Origin of the sequence: Tardiphaga sp. (assembly GCF_044340795.1) — a bacterium.
In the GTDB taxonomy this organism is placed as follows: Bacteria; Pseudomonadota; Alphaproteobacteria; order Rhizobiales; family Xanthobacteraceae; genus Tardiphaga.
The window spans coordinates 13722-29580 of sequence record NZ_JBIISY010000061.1 but is presented as its reverse complement, the minus strand read 5'-3'; the positions used below and the strand labels follow the sequence as shown (position 1 = coordinate 29580).

Genomic DNA, 15859 nt, shown 5'->3' with positions numbered 1-15859 from the left:
CGGCAGTGTCCTGATCGATGCGATGCGCCACCACCATGTCGAGGCGCTCGTCGATCAGCTTGGCGATCATCGCCGGTGCGCTGGCCGCATCATAGGTCGCGTCGCCATCGACCAGCACATAGATGTCGGCGTCCACATCGGCGAACATCCGGCGCACCACATGGCCCTTGCCCTGATGTCGCTCGCTGCGCACATGGGCGCCGGCAGCGCTGGCAATCGCCACGGTGTCGTCGGACGAGTTGTTGTCATAGACATAGACCTCCGCCATCGGCAACGCCGCGCGAAAGTCATGCACGACCTGCGCAATGGCGGCGGCTTCGTTGAAACAAGGCACCAGCACGGCGATGCGGATGGTGGCTTCCGTCATCGGGCAGGCTGTCCTTCTGTTGGCGTTGCGACGTATTCAGTCTCGTCATGCATCGTCGCCATGTAGCGCTGGGTGGCGACAAACAGGCCCCACATCAGGCCAAGCATCAGCCAGAAATGGCGCCAGTGATCGGTGTCGATGATGAAGGCTTCGCCCACCGTGCCGAGATAGGCGGAGAACACCGCGAGATATGGGCGCTGCCATGGCGTGCGTACGAAAATATAGCGAAAGCCGATAAAGGCTGTGGTGAAGACGAGTGCGGGATAGAAAATGCCGGAGATCCAGCCGCCGGACATGAAGGCGTTCAGATAGGAATTATGCGTGTCTTCGGGGAAGAACTTGCTGAATTGCAGCGGCCCGATGCCAAGCGGCAGATCGAGCGCCATCTGCGCGCCGAGCAGGTGGCGGCCGAAGCGGCCGAAGCGGCCTTCGTCATATTGCTGGTCGAAGGAGGCGCGCTGCTGGAACATGTCGCGGATGAAATCGAATTGCAGCAGGATCACCAGCACCAGTGCCACGGCGACAACCGCAGCGATGGCCATCATGATGATGCGCGAACGCTGGCGATAGGTCTCGCTGGTCAGGGTCATCAGCAGCAGCATGAAGGCCGCGGTGAGCGCGAGCAGGCCCCAGGCCGCGCGCGAGAACGCGAGCAGCAGCGCTAGCGTGATGATGCCGAGCAATATTGTGGAGCGTAGCGAGCGACCGAACGCGTCGCTGACCACGCTTTGCAGGCAGAACAAGGCGGGCAGCACCAGGAAGGCGCCAAACACGTTGGGGTCCTTGAAGGTGCCGGCGGCGCGGCCATAAAGCGTGAAGAGTTCGCCGGGCGTGAGCCTGAGATAGCCAGCGATGCCGGCCAGCGAGGCGATCACGGCGCCTGCGATCAGGCCGGAGCGCAGATAACTGAGCCGCGCAGCGGTGTTCTCGGACACCACGAGCGCGATCAGGACAGCGGTGATGGCGAGATACCAGGATGTCAGGATCCAGGTGACGACCACCTTCTGGTCGAGCAGCGGAACGGCGCAGATCGTGTAGCCGAGATTGACGGCGAACAGCAGGAGCGCCAGCGGCATGAAGGCGAGACGCATGCGCAGCCCGGTGGCGACGAACACCACGAGAGAGGTCAGCGCGAAGATTTCATAGGGGCTCGGCTCGATGAAGACGATGGCGCCGCCCAGCCCCATCAGCCACAGCAAGACGTGCTGCAGCGTCGCCACGGCAGGGATCGCCGGCGCCGCATGGGCATGGTCGCTGGACGCGTACAGGGTCATGCCGCGATCCTAGCGGGAGCGGGTTGACGAGAGGTGTAGGGGCGGCGGTGCCGTAGGGCGGATGAGGCGCAGCCGTAATCCGCCGCGGAGTGGCAACTATGAACTCGGCCGGCGGATTACGCTTCGCTCATCCGCCCTACGGGCCGCGAGTTGGCCTCAATACGCGTTCTCGTTCTTGGTCAGCATCGAGATCGGCGTGCGGAACATGATGTAGGCATCGAACAGCACCGACCAGTTCTCGATGTAATAGAGATCGAACTCGACGCGCTTCTGGATCTTCTCCTCGCTGTCGACTTCGCCGCGCCAGCCATTGACCTGGGCCCATCCGGTGATGCCCGGCTTGACGCGGTGGCGGGCGAAATAGCCGTCGACGGCTTCATCGAGGAGCTGGCTCTGCAGCTTCTGCTGCACTGCATGCGGGCGTGGGCCGACCAGCGACAGATTGCCCTTGAACACCACATTGAACAGCTGCGGCAGCTCGTCGATGCTGGATTTGCGAATGAAGCGGCCGACGCGCGTGACGCGCTTGTCGCCCTTGGTCACCACGGTCTTGGCCAGGGGGTCGGCTTGGTCGTGATACAGCGAGCGAAACTTGAAAACGTCGATGCGCTCATTGTTGAAGCCGAAACGCTTCTGGCGGAACAGCACCGGGCCGGGGCTGTCGATCTTGATGGCGAGGGCGATGATTGCCATGAAAGGCAGCGCGCAGATTAGGGCGATGCCGCCGACCACATGGTCGAACAGCCATTTCATCACCAGATCCCAGTCGGTGATCGGCGCCTCGAACACGTCCAGCGTCGGCACGTTGCCGAGATAGGAATAGGAGCGCGGGCGGAAGCGCAGCTTGTTGGTGTGTGCGGACAGGCGGATATCCACCGGCAGCACCCACAGCTTCTTCAGCATCTCGAGAATGCGGGTTTCAGCCGAGATCGGCAGCGCGAACAGGACGAGGTCGACGCGGGTGCGGCGCGCAAATTCGATGATGTCATCGATCTTGCCGAGTTTGGGTGCGCCGGCGATCGTGTCCATCGACCGCTTGTCGTTGCGATCGTCGAATACGCCGAGGATCTGGAGGTCGGAATCTTCCTGCGATTTGAGTTCACGGATGAGCTGCTCGCCGTTCGCGTCGGCGCCGACGATCACGGTGCGGCGGGCGAGGCGGCCCTGCTGGGCCCAGCGGATGATCAGCGCGCGCAGCACGGCGCGCTGCGCGATCAGCGCGACGAGGCCGATGATGAAGAAGGACGACAGCCAGACGCGCGACACCGCGCCGCCGAATTTGGCGAAGAACGAGACGCCGATGAACAGCAGGAACACGAAGGCCCAGGCCGACACCATGCGCGTCAGTTGCCGCACGCGTCCGCGAAACATCTGCAGGTGATAGATGTCGGCAGCTTGGAAACAGGCCACGGCCACGGCGGACAGCGCCAGAATGCCCGCCACATATTCCCAGATGAAACCATCGGTACGGGCCACATAAGCGATGTAGCAGGCGGTGCCGACGACGCTGAGCATCAAGAAATCGATGGCACGCACGGCGCCGGTGATGACCACGGGCGAATAGGCTGAGCGGACCTTTTGTTCGACAACGGCGAGTGCTTCGGGCGTCAGTCTGCGGCGACGTTCGACCTGGCGCGGCGCTGATCCGTCGGTCGCGGCAGCGTCGATCATTGAGCGAGCGTTGATCGGGTCCAAAATCGAATTCCCGTACTTGCGAGGCGTGCGACGATGATCTGTCGAGCCTACTCCTTTTTCCGCCGAATTAGCGGACAAATCGGAAGAATTCGTTACAAGTTAATGAGAGTTAATGATTCGCAAACGCTTCGCGGTATCCCGCGATCACGCCTGCCACCATGGCATCCTGTGAAAACTCCCGCTGGATGCGCTCGCGCAGTATCATGGCACGCGCACGTGTTCCGTTGAGATCACCGAGTGCAGTTTTGATCGCATCCGCCATGGCGCCGGCATTGCTTGGCGTGAACAAGGCGTCGGTGTGTGGGCCGAAGATTTCCGGAATGCCGCCGACATTGGCGGCGATCATCGGCACGCCAGCGGCGCCGGCCTCGATCACCACATAGGGCATGCTGTCGCCACGCGACGGCACCACCAGCAGGCGTCCCTTGGAGAAGCCGAAGCGCGGCTTCACATGGCCGATGAAGCGCACCGCACCGCCGAGGCCGAGGCGTTCGATCTGCGCCTTGAGGGCATTGGTCTCTTCGCCGTCGCCGCCCAGTGTGAGCGTGACCGCGTGTCCATCGGCGCGTAGCCGCGCCACCGCATCGACGAGAAGATCGGCGCCCTTGATGCGGCGGAATTCACCGACATAGCAGATGTCGGTGGCATCGTCGGCGAGTTCGACGGGATCGAATTCGCCTGACGTCACGCCGTTGAAGACGCATTTCACAAGACCCGATGGCGTGCCGATCATGCGCTGATAGGTGTCGCGGGCGAAGGCGCTCTCGAACAGGAACAGTTCGGTGCGATTCATCAGTCCGCGCTCGAGGCGGCTGTAGAACGCACCTTTCGGCGTGTTCTGCGGATAATGCAGCGAGCCGCCATGGGGCGTGTAGATACGGATCAGGTCCCTGGCATGGCCCTTGAGGCGCACGAAGGCGCCGGCCTTGGCGCCGTGGCCATGCAGCACATCCGGCTTCAGACGGCGTACCAGGCTCATGAACTTGAACCAGATGGTGAAGTCGGTGGGATCGGGCTCGCGCTTGATCGGCAGGCGATGGATGCCGAGCCGCATGCGCGGGGCGATGTCAGCCAGCGCCAGATCGGCGCGTTCGCCGCCGGTGAGGCTGTCGGCGAGGATACCGACCTCATGGCCGCGATCGGCCTGGCCGTTGGCGACATCGATGATGTGACGGAAGATGCCACCGACGGGGGCGCGCACGGCGTGGAGAATGCGGAGCGGCTTGTCCGTGGGGATCATGAGCGAAACCAGCTTTCGCCGGGGAGGGCGCGAGCCGCCCTGAACCGGAAATTCCTGAAGCAATTAAGCTCAATAAGCGGCATCGCCGTTAAGAAAGCGTGAGGCCACGGGATTCGCTCATGCCGAGTCCTCGCCGCAGGGGCGTCAACTTGCGCGATTAACCGGCCGGCAACCTTAATCGCATTTAATCGATTCTGTTGAGTAGGCGCTGTGGCGTTCGGTAGGGGTATGCGATGCGTTGGCCGTTTGGGCGTGCAGGTAAGAGTGATGCGTCGGTTGATCAGGCCAGCATGGCGCCCGCTGCAGAGACGCCCGTCTCGCCATTGAAGGCGGCATTCAGTTCCAGACGGAAGCAGACGGTGGTGGAGGAACGCGTGACGTCGACGGCGTCGTCGTCATCCGTGCCGCCGCAGCTCGGTGACATCGATCTCGGCGCCCTCGGCCGGGTTCTGCTGCGCAAGCGGATGTGGGTAATCGTGCCGACATTGATCGCCGCCATTGGCTCTGCCGTTCTCGTCAACATGATCACCCCGCGCTACAAGTCGGAATCGCGCATCCTCATCGATGGCCGTGAAAACATCTTCCTGCGGCCGAATGGCGAGCGCAGCGAAGAGCGCAGCACGCTGGATGCGGAAGCCGTGGCCAGCCAGGTGCAGCTGGTGCTGTCGCGCGATCTCGCGCGTGAGGTCATCAAGAAGAACAAGCTGGCCGAGCGCCCGGAATTCGATCCGGTGCTGCGCGGCGCGCAGCCGTGGAAGTCGCTGCTGGCACTGATCGGTGCCGCGCGCGATCCGTTCTCGATGACGCCCGAAGAGCGCGTGCTGGATTCCTACTACGAGCGGCTCACGGCGTTCGCCGTCGACAAGTCGCGCGTCATCGTCGTCGAATTCCAGTCGGCCGATCCCGATCTCGCCGCCAGGGTCGCGAATTCCATCGCCGACGGCTATCTCGTGATGCAGCAGGCGGCGCGCCAGCAGCAGGCCAAGGCGGCCGGGCAGTGGCTGTCGGGCGAGATCGACGATCTCCGCAAGAAGGTCAATGACGCGGAATCCCGCGCCGAGGATTTCCGCTCGAAGTCGAGCCTGTTCATCGGCACCAACAACACGTCGCTGTCGAACCAGCAGCTCGGCGAGATCAACAGCCAGCTCAACAATGCGCGTGCGCTGAAGTCGGACGCCGAATCCCGGGCGCGGCTGATCAAGGAAATGCTGCAGACCGGCAAGCCGATCGAATTCTCCGAAGTGCTGAACTCCGATCTGATCCGCCGGCTGTCCGAACAGCGCGTGACGCTGCGTGCGCAGCTTGCCGAACAGTCCTCGACGCTGCTCGATGCGCATCCGCGCATCAAGGAGCTGCGCGCGCAGCTCGGCGATCTCGACAAGCAGCTGCGTGACGAAGCCGCAAAACTCTCGCGCTCGTTCGAGAACGATGCGCGCGTCGCCGCCGGCCGTGTCGATGGCCTTACCAACAGCCTCGAACAGCTGAAGCGTCAGGCCTCCAGCAGCAACGGCCAGGACGTGCAGCTGCGTGCGCTGGAGCGGGAAGCGAAGGCGCAGCGCGACCTGCTGGAATCCTATCTCGCCAAGTATCGCGAGGCGACCACGCGCGAGAATATCGATGGTGCGCCGACCGATGGCCGCATCATCTCACGCGCCATCGTGTCGAACACGCCGGCCTATCCGAAGAAGCTGCCGATCGTGCTGATCACCACGCTGGCGACGCTGATGCTCACCGCAGGCAGCATCGTCACCGGTGAATTGCTGCGCATGACGGCGCCGCAGGGACCGGTGTCCGGCCAGTCGCGGGTGACACAGGCATCGCGCCGCGTCGAGCCGGAGATGTCGTCGCCGGCCGCGCCGGTTGCCCCTCATGTTCCGGGACCGGTGGCATCGGCGGACGTGCCCGAGCCTGCGCCGGTCGTTGCCCCCGTGCCGGTGACGCCGGCACCCGAGGCGCCTGCGCCCGTCGCTGTGGCGCCGACGGTCGTGCCCGTTGCCGAGCCGGCTCCGCTGCAGGCGGCTGTGCGCGACAGCCATCCCGAACTCGCGGCGGGTGTCACCGAGATCGAGCAGCTCGCACGTGACCTGCGTGCGGCCGGCCCGAGCGCACGAAAAATCACGGTGCTCGGCACCGGCCATAATGACAGCATCTCTCTCACCGCGTTGACACTGGCCCGCATTCTGGCGCGCGACGCCAAGGTGGTGCTGGTCGATCTGTCCGCGGCCTCGCCTACGCTGAAGGCGGTGTCGAACGATCCGGCGGCCCCGGGCCTGGCCGAGCTGATGCTGAGCGAGGCCTCGTTCGGGCAGGTGATCACCAAGGACCGCATGTCGGCGCTGCATCTGGTGATGGCTGGCCGTGCCGGTGCGGATCGCACGCTGCTGCAGTCGCCGCGCCTGCTCATGGCGCTCGATGCGCTGCTGCGCGTCTATGATCACGTGCTGCTCGATGCCGGCACCGCCGCCGATCTGCCGGCGGGCATGCTCACCGCCCAGGCGCGCGCCATCGTGGTGCCGGAAGCCGGCATGGCGATGGAAGCCCGGGAGCGCATGGCCGAAGAGCTGAAGGCCGTTGGCTTCGACGATGTGCGCATGTTGCGCTCGGTGGCGGAAGCGCCGAATGGCGACGAGCCCAATGGCCATGGCCCGCGTGTGGTGGCCGCCTGAAGCTGAGCGCGGCGCTCAGGCGCGCCGCGCTTTCCCGAGCGGAAGCGATTGCGCCAGTCGCCATGGACCACCGAGATATTCGAATATCTCGAGACCTTGGACCGATCCCGCGCGCATCTGAAACGCCCGCGTCATTTCTGCATGCAGCTCGCGTGCATTGTCCGCAGTGGTCTTGTTCTGGATCGTCACATGCGGCGTCCAGCGCTGGTCATCCTGCCGCGACAAGCCATCACCGATGGCGGCTTTCACATCGGCCCGCAAACGTTCGAGCTCCGGTGATGTTACACCGATGGCGTTGCCGAAGCCGAGAAACATCACATGGTCGAATTGCAGCGGGATGGGCTCGGCCGGCAACGGCACAGTATGCAGGCGTGAGACCTGTTGCGGCGACAGCCGGTGAAACATGGTGAGATGCGCCGACAGCACATTCCGCTCCGGCGGAAAATGCGCCCGCCGGAGCCCGTCGAGCCAGGCCAAACTCCCGGTGTCCAGCTCTGCCGTGAGGATGAAGACAGGCTCGGTCATGGCGCGACGCGAAGCGCGTGACGCCATGGAGCGCGCTCAGTCAAAGCCGACGAACCGCGTCGCTTCCGCCACTGACTTGCGTTCCGACACCACGGCATTGGCGGGAAACGTATCATCGGGCCAGCCGAGCGCGATGCTCTTCATGATGATCTGGTCGTCGGCAATGCCGGCATGTTCGCGCACCACCGGCGACTGCATGATGCCCTGGCTGTTGATCACCGCGCCCAGTCCGCGCGACCAGGCGGCATTGACGAGGGCGGTGGCCACGGCGCCGCAATCGAACGGCGTATCGTCGCTGCCGTCGAGTACGCGATCATAGGTCACGATGATGCAGACCGGCGCGTCGAACTGGCGGAAGCCACGCAGTACCCAGTCCTGCCGCATCTCCTTGTCGTCGCGCGCGATCCCCATCGCCGCAAACAGCTGCTTGGCGACGCCGACCTGGCGGTCGCGGTGATGGCCGGCGAAAGGCTGCCCGGTGCGGAATTCGCGTGATTGCGGAATGCCGGCCACCATCCGCTCGGTATTGCCGGCGCGGATCCGGTTCAGCGGCTCGCCGGTGATGACATAGAAATTCCACGGCTGGGTGTTCATCGACGACGGTGCGCGCATCGCCAGATTGATGATTTCCTCGATCAGCTTCTGCGGGACCGGATCGGGCTTGTAGCCGCGAATGCTGCGGCGGCCGAGAATGACGTCATCGAACTGCATGGGCGTGAAGGCTCCCGGGGACGTTTGTTGATTGGCCGGGATATTCGGGCTTTCCCGGGGCGGGCGCAAGTTTGCAGTGAGGGCCGTAGGATGGGTTGAGCGAAGCGATACCCATCATCCCATGCACCCGGCCGTGATGGGTATCGCTGCGCTCAACCCATCCTACGCTATCCTCACGGCATCAACTCGATGCCCGCGGCCGAAACGATCTTGCGATGGATGTCGAGCTGCTGCTTGACCATGTCGCCGAGTTCTTCCGGCGTCGAGGGCGTCAGCGTGATGTCCTGCTCCAGCATGCGCTGCTTGACTGCCGGATCGCTCATGGCCTCGCGAAACGCCTTGTTGAGGGTCGCGATGACGTCCGAAGGCATGTCGCGCGGGCCGAACACGGCGGCCCAGGCGGTGATCTTGAGATCGGGAAAGCCGGCTTCCGCCATGGTCGGGATGTCCGGGTATGACGGGCTGCGCTGTTCGAGAATGGTGGCGAGCGCGCGCAGCTTGCCTTCCTTGACGTGCCCCATGCCGATCCCCGATGTGGCCATCATGATCTGGATGCGGCCGGTGATGAGATCGGTGATCGCCGGCGGTTCGCCGCGATAGGGGACATGGGTCATGTCGAGGCCGTTCGCCATCGCCAGCGAGGCCACCGACAGGCGGCCCGTGGTGTTGCCCGAACCATAGGCGAGCTTGCCGGGATTGGCCTTGGCATAGGTGATGAACTCGCTGAGCGTCTTGGCCGGAACGTCGCTGTTCACATAGAGGAAGAAGTTGTAGCGGCCGATATTGACGATCGGCGTGAAGTCGGCAGCGACGTCATAGGGCGGCGCCTTGCGCAGGGCGGGCACGCCGGACATGGCGCTGTTGGACGCCAGCATGATCGTGTAGCCATCCGGCGCGCTGCGCTTAACCTCGGTGGCGGCGATGGCACCGTCGGCGCCGGTCTTGTTGTCGATGATGAACTGCTGGCCGAGCTTCGCCGAGACGCTGTCGGCGAAGACGCGCGCGATCGCATCGGTGGAGGACCCGGCGGGGAGGGGCACGATCAAGCGGATCGGCCGTGTTGGATAGTCGGCGGCAAGTGCCGGCGTGATGCCGAGCAGCATGCAGGTCGCAATCAGAATATTCCGCAAGACGGTGTCCTCTCCCTGATGTTTTGAGGCATAGGGGGGACACCGCCGCGTGGTGTCAAATACTTTGTTGCGAAAGCTATCCGCGGTTGCGCGAGCGGATCATGTAGCTGTCGAATGTCTGCTCGGCGACCTGCCACCACAGATACTGATCGTTGCGATAGGCCTGCACCGCCTCGATGGTTTTCTTGAAGTCGGCGTTCTTCGCGGAAATCTCGGCCCACAGTTCGTTGGTCGCCTTCAGGCAGGCATCCATCATGTCCACGGGATAGGGCTTGAGCTGCGTGCCGCTGGCTACCAGCCGTTTCAGCGCCGCCGGATTCTGCATGTCATAGCGTGCGCTCATCCAGAGATTGGCCTGGGCCGACGCGCTCGCGATGACGGATTGATAATGCTTCGGCAGCTCGCGCCACTTGTTGAGATTGACCATGTTGTGCAGCATGGCGCTGCCTTCCCAGAAGCCCGGATAGTAGTAGAATTTCGCCACCTTTTGCAGGCCGAGCTTCTCGTCGTCATAGGGGCCGACCCATTCGGCGGCATCGATGGTGCCTTTCTCGATGGCGGGATAGACGTCGCCGCCGGCCAGCTGCTGCGGCACCACGCCGACCTTCTGCAGGATCTGGCCGGCAATGCCGGCGATGCGCATCTTGAGGCCATTGAGGTCGGCAACGGACTTGATCTCCTTGCGAAACCAGCCGCCCATCTGGGTCCCGGTATTGCCGGCGGGATGGCCGATCACGTTCACCTTGGCGAAGAACTCGTTGCCGAGCTGATCGCCGCCACCCTGGTACCACCACGAATTCTGCATCCGTGTGTTCAGCCCGAATGGCACCGCCGTGTAGATTGCAAATGTCGGGTCCTTGCCGACATAGTAATAGGCGGACGTATGCGCGATCTCGACCGTGCCGGTGGAGGCCGCGTCCAGCGCCTGCAGGCCCGGCACGATTTCGCCCGCCGCAAAAGGCTGGATCTGAAACTTGTTGTCGGTCATCTCCGCCACGTATTTGACGAAGACCTCAGCGCCGCCATACAGCGTGTCCAGCGATTTCGGGAAGCTAGAGGTGAGGCGCCATTTCAGTTCGGGCGAGGACTGCGCGATGGCCGGCGATGCAACACTGCCAGCGGCGACCGCGCCGACAGCCGACATCTTCAGGAATTGACGACGTTTCATGGATGTTTCCCCTGAGCGAGCGGTGCGCTCGTTATTGTTGTTCGTGCGCCGATCTTCGACGCAGTCGTGCGGGGAGTAAAGCTGCGCTGCGGGATGACGCGCCCTGGCTTGCTGCCAGCGGCGCCGCCGGCCTAGTCTCGGCGCAATCCGATCAACAACAGGCACACCGATGACCGCATATCCCCCCGAACCTCCGATGTCCTTTGACGGCGTGACGCTGACGCCGCAGAAGGAGGTGGTCCGCGCCTTCTACAAGGACATGTGGGACCATGCGGATGTCAGCCTGATCCCGAAGCTCTTCCATGCAGACTTCACCTTCCGCGGATCGCTCGGGCCGGTGCTGGTCGGGCATGCGCAGTTCGCCGACTATGTCCGCTGGGTCACCGGCGCCCTGCAGAACTACACCACCGATATCCTGGTCATGATCGAGGAGGGCAATCGCGTCGCCGGCAAGGTGTTCTTCCACGGCATCCAGCGCGAGGCGATGTTCGGCAATCCGCCGACCGGCAAACATGTCGGCTGGCTGGGCGCACCGATCTTCACCTTCGACGGGGCGCAGGTGCGCGACCTGTTCGTGCTCGGCGACATCTATGGCCTGCTCGGGCAGATCCGGACCGACGGCATGCAGGGCAACGAGTTCGCCACCTCGGCATGAGGCTCCGCGCCAAATTGTCGCGAGACACCGGCGCCGGCCGAAGTCACCGCCGCGTCACATGCCGGCACATTGTGATGCGTGCGGACGACGGCTATCGTCTGCACGCAAGGTCGTCGCAAGCAATGTCGCCTGGAACGTCCATACACGGTTTGAGTTAGGTCAGCATGGAATGGATCTCGGATCCGAACGCCTGGATCGGGTTATCGACCCTCATCGTTCTGGAAGTCGTTCTCGGCATCGACAATCTCGTCTTCATCGCGATTCTCGCGGAGAAGCTTCCGCCGCATCAGCGCAACAAGGCCCGCGTCATCGGACTGTCGCTGGCGCTCATCATGCGCCTCGGCCTCCTGGCGTCGATCTCATGGATCGTGACGCTGACGGCGCCGCTCCTGACCGTCGCCGGTCACCCGTTTTCGGGACGTGACCTCATCCTGATCTTCGGCGGTGTCTTCCTGCTCGGCAAGGGCACGATCGAATTGCATGAGCGTCTCGAAGGGCACGAGGCCAAGACCGGGACGGCGCAGGAGCATGCGGTGTTCTGGCATGTCATCGCGCAGATCGTGGTGCTCGATGCGGTGTTCTCGCTCGACAGCGTGATCACGGCCGTTGGCATGGTGCAGCACCTGTCGGTGATGGTGATCGCGGTCATCGTCGCCATGGCCGTGATGATGCTGGCCTCGAAGCCGCTGATGTCTTTCGTCAACCGGCACCCGACCGTGGTCATCCTCTGCCTCGGCTTCCTGCTGCTGATCGGATTCAGCCTGGTGGTCGAAGGTTTCGGCGTCCATGTGCCGAAGGGCTATCTCTATGCGGCGATCGGCTTCTCCGTCCTCATCGAGGCCGCGAACCAGTGGCGGCACCGCAATCGCGAGCGTCACGAGGTCGGCCTGTCGGTGCGGGACCGTACCGCGGCCGCCGTGCTCCGGCTGCTCGGCAGTCCCGCCGCGTCGCATCAGGCCACCGAGAAGGTGGCCGAGGCTCCGGTTTTCGTGGCCGAGGAAAAGGACATGATCGCCGGCGTGCTGCAGCTCGCCGAGCGCCCGGTCCGCACCATCCTGACGCCGCGCAGCGAGGTGCAGTGGCTCGATCTCGATGACGGCCCTGACGCGTTGCGCGCCGAGATCAACCGGCTGTCGCATTCCATGGTGCTGCTCTGCCGCGCCTCGCTGGACGGTTTCATCGGCGTAGCCTCGACCGCCGAGCTGCTGCGCGCCGCTACCGAGCCCGGCGAGATCGACTGGCGCGCGCGCCTGCGCCAGCCGCTGATCGTGCATGAGGGCACGACGGTGCTGCGCACCCTCGAACAGCTGCGCCAGTCGAAAGTGGCGATGGCCATCGTCATCGACGAATATGGCTCGGTGGAAGGCATCGTGACCCCGGTCGATATCCTCGAAGCCATCGCCGGCGACTTCGCCGATGACGAGGAGTCCGAGCCGGTCGAACATGCGGAGGACGGATCGCTGGTGGCCGATGGCTGGATCGACATCCATCGCTTCAGCCTGCTGATCGACCGCGACCTTACCGACGAGACCCACCGCTATGCCACGCTGAACGGCTATCTGGTCTGGCAGACCGGCAGCATACCGGTGATCGGGCAGGTGGTGCGCGCGGACGGTTTTGTGTTCGAGGTCCTGAGCATCAAGGACCGCGTGATCGAGAAGGTGCGCGTCACCCCGGACAGCGAGGCGGCGGAGGCGGGCTAGCCGTAGGGTGGGCACGCCGCGCTTTGCCCACCCACCAACCAGTCGCCTGTTTGCACGCTTGACGCGTCGTCCGACGAGAAGGTCGAAATCCGCAGGCTGACGCTAGTTCGATGGCTTGGGTGCCGATGTCAGCATGCGGATTTTCCATTGTCCGTTTTCACGGACATCCACCGCCGTCCAGATGCCCGAGACATCCAGCGCATTGCCGCTCTGGTTTTTTCCGGTCAGCCTGAAGCGCCCCATGGAGATAGCGGTGTCGGCATTGAGGGGCCAGACATTGTCAACGGTGATGTCATTTCGATCGAAGCCCGCTTTGAAGCTTTGATCATAGAACTTCGTTACATCGTGCTGACCGGCTGCGTTCACGAAGATGCCGCCGCGGGCAAAGTGGGAGGCAATCCCAGCGGCGTCTTGCTTGGCATAATGTTCGGCGAACGATGCGGCGATTTGGGTGATCGCCTGCCTGATCTCAGTCTCGGACTCGGATGCACTGGCTGGTGTGGCTGCGACGAGCAGCACGGAGCAAAGGACGGCGTATGCTTTCATGATACCCTCCCTGAATGATACTCCTCTCATCCGCCTCACGGGCGGGCGAAAAGACTAGCACGCGGCGCGCACCCTTTGAACATGCGGGTCTCGCGTCGCACAACCAGGGAGGGAGGTATCGGGCGCTAGCCTTCCTTCACCTCCCGGATCCCGAGCTTGTTGACGCGGGTGCGGACGGCGAGGGGCGATCGCTTCATGCGCAGCGCGATCTCGTTCACGCTGCGGCCATTGGCCAGCTGCAGCTTGAGCTCTTCGTCCTGCTGCGCGGTCCAGACGTGGTCGGCGGGGTCGTGGAGTTTCATGAGGCACTTTCCGTGTGCGTGGTGATGTCGCCATGTCCGGCGATCAGGCATGCCGTGGAAACGGTTGTCGTTCAACGCGTAGTATCGTCACAATGCCGGTCACGCATCAACATCCCGAAGCAGAGGTACCGCCATGGATCCCACATCTGATCACACCCTGAAAGAAGCCCCTGTTCACAGCGAGGAGCGCAGCTACGGCGCGATCGTCGCCGGCGTGGTTGCGCTGCTCTTCCTGGGCTTCGTCGTTCATGCCGCCACGCTCGCGCCGCCAGCCGACGCCGGGAAGGCGCCCGCGGCCAGCGCCGCGCCGAAAGCGGCCCACTAGTCCTTCGTCCGCCGGGCGCCTTGCCGCCAGCACGAATTCGCCTCGGCTGCGGAACCAACTGGCCGTGTCGGCCATTTTCGTTCCGTTGGGACTGAGGAGGATGCGATGAGAGGACCGGTACAGTGTCCGGACTACGGCGAGGCGCGTGCATTTGCAGGTTATCTGACGGACGGTGGCAATCCGAGCGAGGAAGCAAGGCTCTTCATCTGCCGGGAGTGCAATGTCACCGAGAAGGTGGCGATCGATGAGTCCGGTTCGATCATTTTTGAACGGCTGGACGCCATGATCCCGGCGATGAACACGCCATCGGAAGCAATTGCAGGGCCCGCCTAGTGCGGGCTTTTCTTTTGCGGACGGTGACGGGCTGACGCATGCCGGAAGACCCTCATGGTGAGGCGCCCGTGTCCGCCGTAGCGCGAAGAGCGAAGGCGGAAGCGGGCGTCTCGACCCATGCAGGCCGAGCGCTATCCGCATCGCGCCGATAGCTCTGGCATGCATCTGAAGCCGGGAACGGATCGCGATATCCGACCTTTTCCTTCCGTGTATCGAAGGATTGGAAATATGCGGAAAATCATCATCGCGTCGGCGATCGTCCTCCTGAGTTCGGCGTCGGCTTATGCGGCGCCTGACTACCCCTGGTGCCAGCGCACCAAGATGTCCGGCGGGACGCCCGACTGCTCGTTCACGTCGTTCAATCAGTGTCAGGCGTCGATCAGCGGCGTCGGCGGCGATTGCATCCGCAATCCGTGGATGGCCTATGGCCGCTATCAGGACGAGTACACGCCGAAGCCACGCCGGGTCCGCTAGCGATCCCGGCCTCGGTTGCCGGATCGGTTCACCGCGCAGATGACCCTGAAACATCCGGTGACACCTGACGGCCGCTACTTCGTTGTGCGTGGCCGCCTCTGGCGGGTCGCCGATCCCGGCCTCTCACCCGCGCGCAAGGACGAACTCGTTTCGAAATTGATGGCGGCCCGTCGCGCGGTCAAGCAGGCTAAGGCCGACGACGAGGCTGCGGAGGCTGCCGCGCATCAGGCGGTCGATCAGGCAAAGCGGGCGCTGGGTGAGCGCGGACCCGTCTGGTGGAGGGACGGGGCGCCGGATTTCAACCGGCACATAGCGAAAAGCTCACCCTATGCCCGGTGGCACGCTAATCTGCAGCGAAGACGGGGCCATGCATCAAAGCTACTATATCAGGAAAGATGAAGCCTTCTCATATCAGCGGCGCTGATGCGGATGCTCGCTACTTGTTTCGCATTCGGCCGTTCGCGTCTGGCACACCTCGTTTACCAGGATGGATTGCCACCATTCGACCATCCGGCCCTTGCATTCCGCGGCACCCAGCAGGAATAGCTGCCATCCGGCCGTCGCTACCCTGCATCCCACGCCCACCAGATGGGATGGCGGCGATTCTTCCATCGCTACCTTGCATACCTCGTCCACCGGCAGGGATGGCTACCATCCGACCGTCGCTACCTTGCATCCCACGCCCGCCAGAAGGTATTGCAACCATTCGGCCGTCGCTGCCTTGCATCCCGCGTCCGCCAGCCGG

The 15859-nt window shown here is 63.7% G+C and carries 17 protein-coding genes; 7 read left to right on the top strand and 10 right to left on the bottom strand.

Features of this window, described 5'->3' with window-relative positions; translation table 11 throughout:
• The 4 genes from ACIQ17_RS12565 to ACIQ17_RS12550 form a co-directional block, all read right to left on the bottom strand.
• On the bottom strand, positions 1-367 hold a 367-nt coding region (locus ACIQ17_RS12565; protein WP_398468993.1), incomplete at its 3' end, for a glycosyltransferase.
• Complete coding sequence (locus tag ACIQ17_RS12560) at positions 364-1641, bottom strand: O-antigen ligase family protein (RefSeq protein ID WP_398468991.1); 1278 nt, start codon at positions 1639-1641, stop codon at positions 364-366. The genes ACIQ17_RS12565 and ACIQ17_RS12560, both read right to left, overlap by 4 nt.
• 156 nt (positions 1642-1797) lie before the next feature.
• Entirely contained in the window at positions 1798-3336 is a 1539-nt protein-coding gene (locus ACIQ17_RS12555; protein WP_398468989.1) for an undecaprenyl-phosphate glucose phosphotransferase, read from the bottom strand.
• A gap of 109 nt (positions 3337-3445) precedes the next feature.
• Positions 3446-4576, bottom strand: a complete 1131-nt coding sequence (locus tag ACIQ17_RS12550; RefSeq protein ID WP_398468987.1) for a glycosyltransferase family 4 protein — start codon at positions 4574-4576, stop codon at positions 3446-3448.
• A gap of 233 nt (positions 4577-4809) precedes the next feature.
• On the opposite strand from ACIQ17_RS12550, the gene ACIQ17_RS12545 reads away from it, so the two are divergent.
• On the top strand, positions 4810-7242 hold the full coding sequence (locus ACIQ17_RS12545) for a GumC family protein (protein WP_398468985.1): 2433 nt from the start codon (positions 4810-4812) through the stop codon (positions 7240-7242).
• Positions 7243-7257: 15 nt separating this feature from the next.
• Here ACIQ17_RS12545 and ACIQ17_RS12540 read toward each other — a convergent pair whose 3' ends face one another.
• The 4 genes from ACIQ17_RS12540 to ACIQ17_RS12525 form a co-directional block, all read right to left on the bottom strand.
• Positions 7258-7794: a 2'-5' RNA ligase family protein gene (locus ACIQ17_RS12540; protein WP_398468983.1), complete on the bottom strand. Its 537-nt coding sequence runs from the start codon at positions 7792-7794 to the stop codon at positions 7258-7260.
• Positions 7795-7803: 9 nt separating this feature from the next.
• On the bottom strand, positions 7804-8478 hold the full coding sequence (locus ACIQ17_RS12535; protein WP_398468981.1) for a nitroreductase: 675 nt from the start codon (positions 8476-8478) through the stop codon (positions 7804-7806).
• Between the two features lie 173 nt (positions 8479-8651).
• The gene (locus tag ACIQ17_RS12530; RefSeq protein WP_398468979.1) at positions 8652-9608 is read right to left on the bottom strand and encodes a Bug family tripartite tricarboxylate transporter substrate binding protein; all 957 of its coding nucleotides are present in this window, start codon (positions 9606-9608) and stop codon (positions 8652-8654) included.
• Between the two features lie 76 nt (positions 9609-9684).
• Complete coding sequence (locus ACIQ17_RS12525; protein WP_398468977.1) at positions 9685-10776, bottom strand: TRAP transporter substrate-binding protein; 1092 nt, start codon at positions 10774-10776, stop codon at positions 9685-9687.
• Between the two features lie 169 nt (positions 10777-10945).
• On the opposite strand from ACIQ17_RS12525, the gene ACIQ17_RS12520 reads away from it, so the two are divergent.
• Complete coding sequence (locus ACIQ17_RS12520) at positions 10946-11431, top strand: ester cyclase (RefSeq protein ID WP_398468975.1); 486 nt, start codon at positions 10946-10948, stop codon at positions 11429-11431.
• A 164-nt stretch (positions 11432-11595) separates the two neighbouring features.
• On the top strand, positions 11596-13134 hold the full coding sequence (locus ACIQ17_RS12515; RefSeq protein WP_398468973.1) for a transporter associated domain-containing protein: 1539 nt from the start codon (positions 11596-11598) through the stop codon (positions 13132-13134).
• A gap of 102 nt (positions 13135-13236) precedes the next feature.
• Here the strand turns inward: ACIQ17_RS12515 and ACIQ17_RS12510 are convergent, their stop codons facing one another.
• Both ACIQ17_RS12510 and ACIQ17_RS12505 read right to left on the bottom strand, forming a co-directional pair.
• Positions 13237-13680 carry a YybH family protein gene (locus ACIQ17_RS12510; protein WP_398468971.1) on the bottom strand — a complete coding sequence of 148 codons (444 nt, stop codon included), beginning with the start codon at positions 13678-13680 and terminating at the stop codon, positions 13237-13239.
• Positions 13681-13805: 125 nt separating this feature from the next.
• Entirely contained in the window at positions 13806-13982 is a 177-nt protein-coding gene (locus ACIQ17_RS12505; protein ID WP_398468969.1) for a hypothetical protein, read from the bottom strand.
• 133 nt (positions 13983-14115) lie between these two features.
• Here ACIQ17_RS12505 and ACIQ17_RS12500 point away from each other — a divergent pair, with 133 nt between their 5' ends.
• The 4 genes from ACIQ17_RS12500 (at position 14116) to ACIQ17_RS12485 (ending at position 15513) form a co-directional block, all read left to right on the top strand.
• Positions 14116-14307: a hypothetical protein gene (locus ACIQ17_RS12500; protein ID WP_398468967.1), complete on the top strand. Its 192-nt coding sequence runs from the start codon at positions 14116-14118 to the stop codon at positions 14305-14307.
• 105 nt (positions 14308-14412) lie between these two features.
• Entirely contained in the window at positions 14413-14640 is a 228-nt protein-coding gene (locus tag ACIQ17_RS12495; protein WP_398468965.1) for a hypothetical protein, read from the top strand.
• Between the two features lie 228 nt (positions 14641-14868).
• Positions 14869-15114: a DUF3551 domain-containing protein gene (locus ACIQ17_RS12490; protein WP_398468963.1), complete on the top strand. Its 246-nt coding sequence runs from the start codon at positions 14869-14871 to the stop codon at positions 15112-15114.
• Positions 15115-15153: 39 nt separating this feature from the next.
• Positions 15154-15513: a hypothetical protein gene (locus ACIQ17_RS12485; protein ID WP_398468961.1), complete on the top strand. Its 360-nt coding sequence runs from the start codon at positions 15154-15156 to the stop codon at positions 15511-15513.
• The last annotated feature ends 346 nt before the right edge of the window (positions 15514-15859 follow it).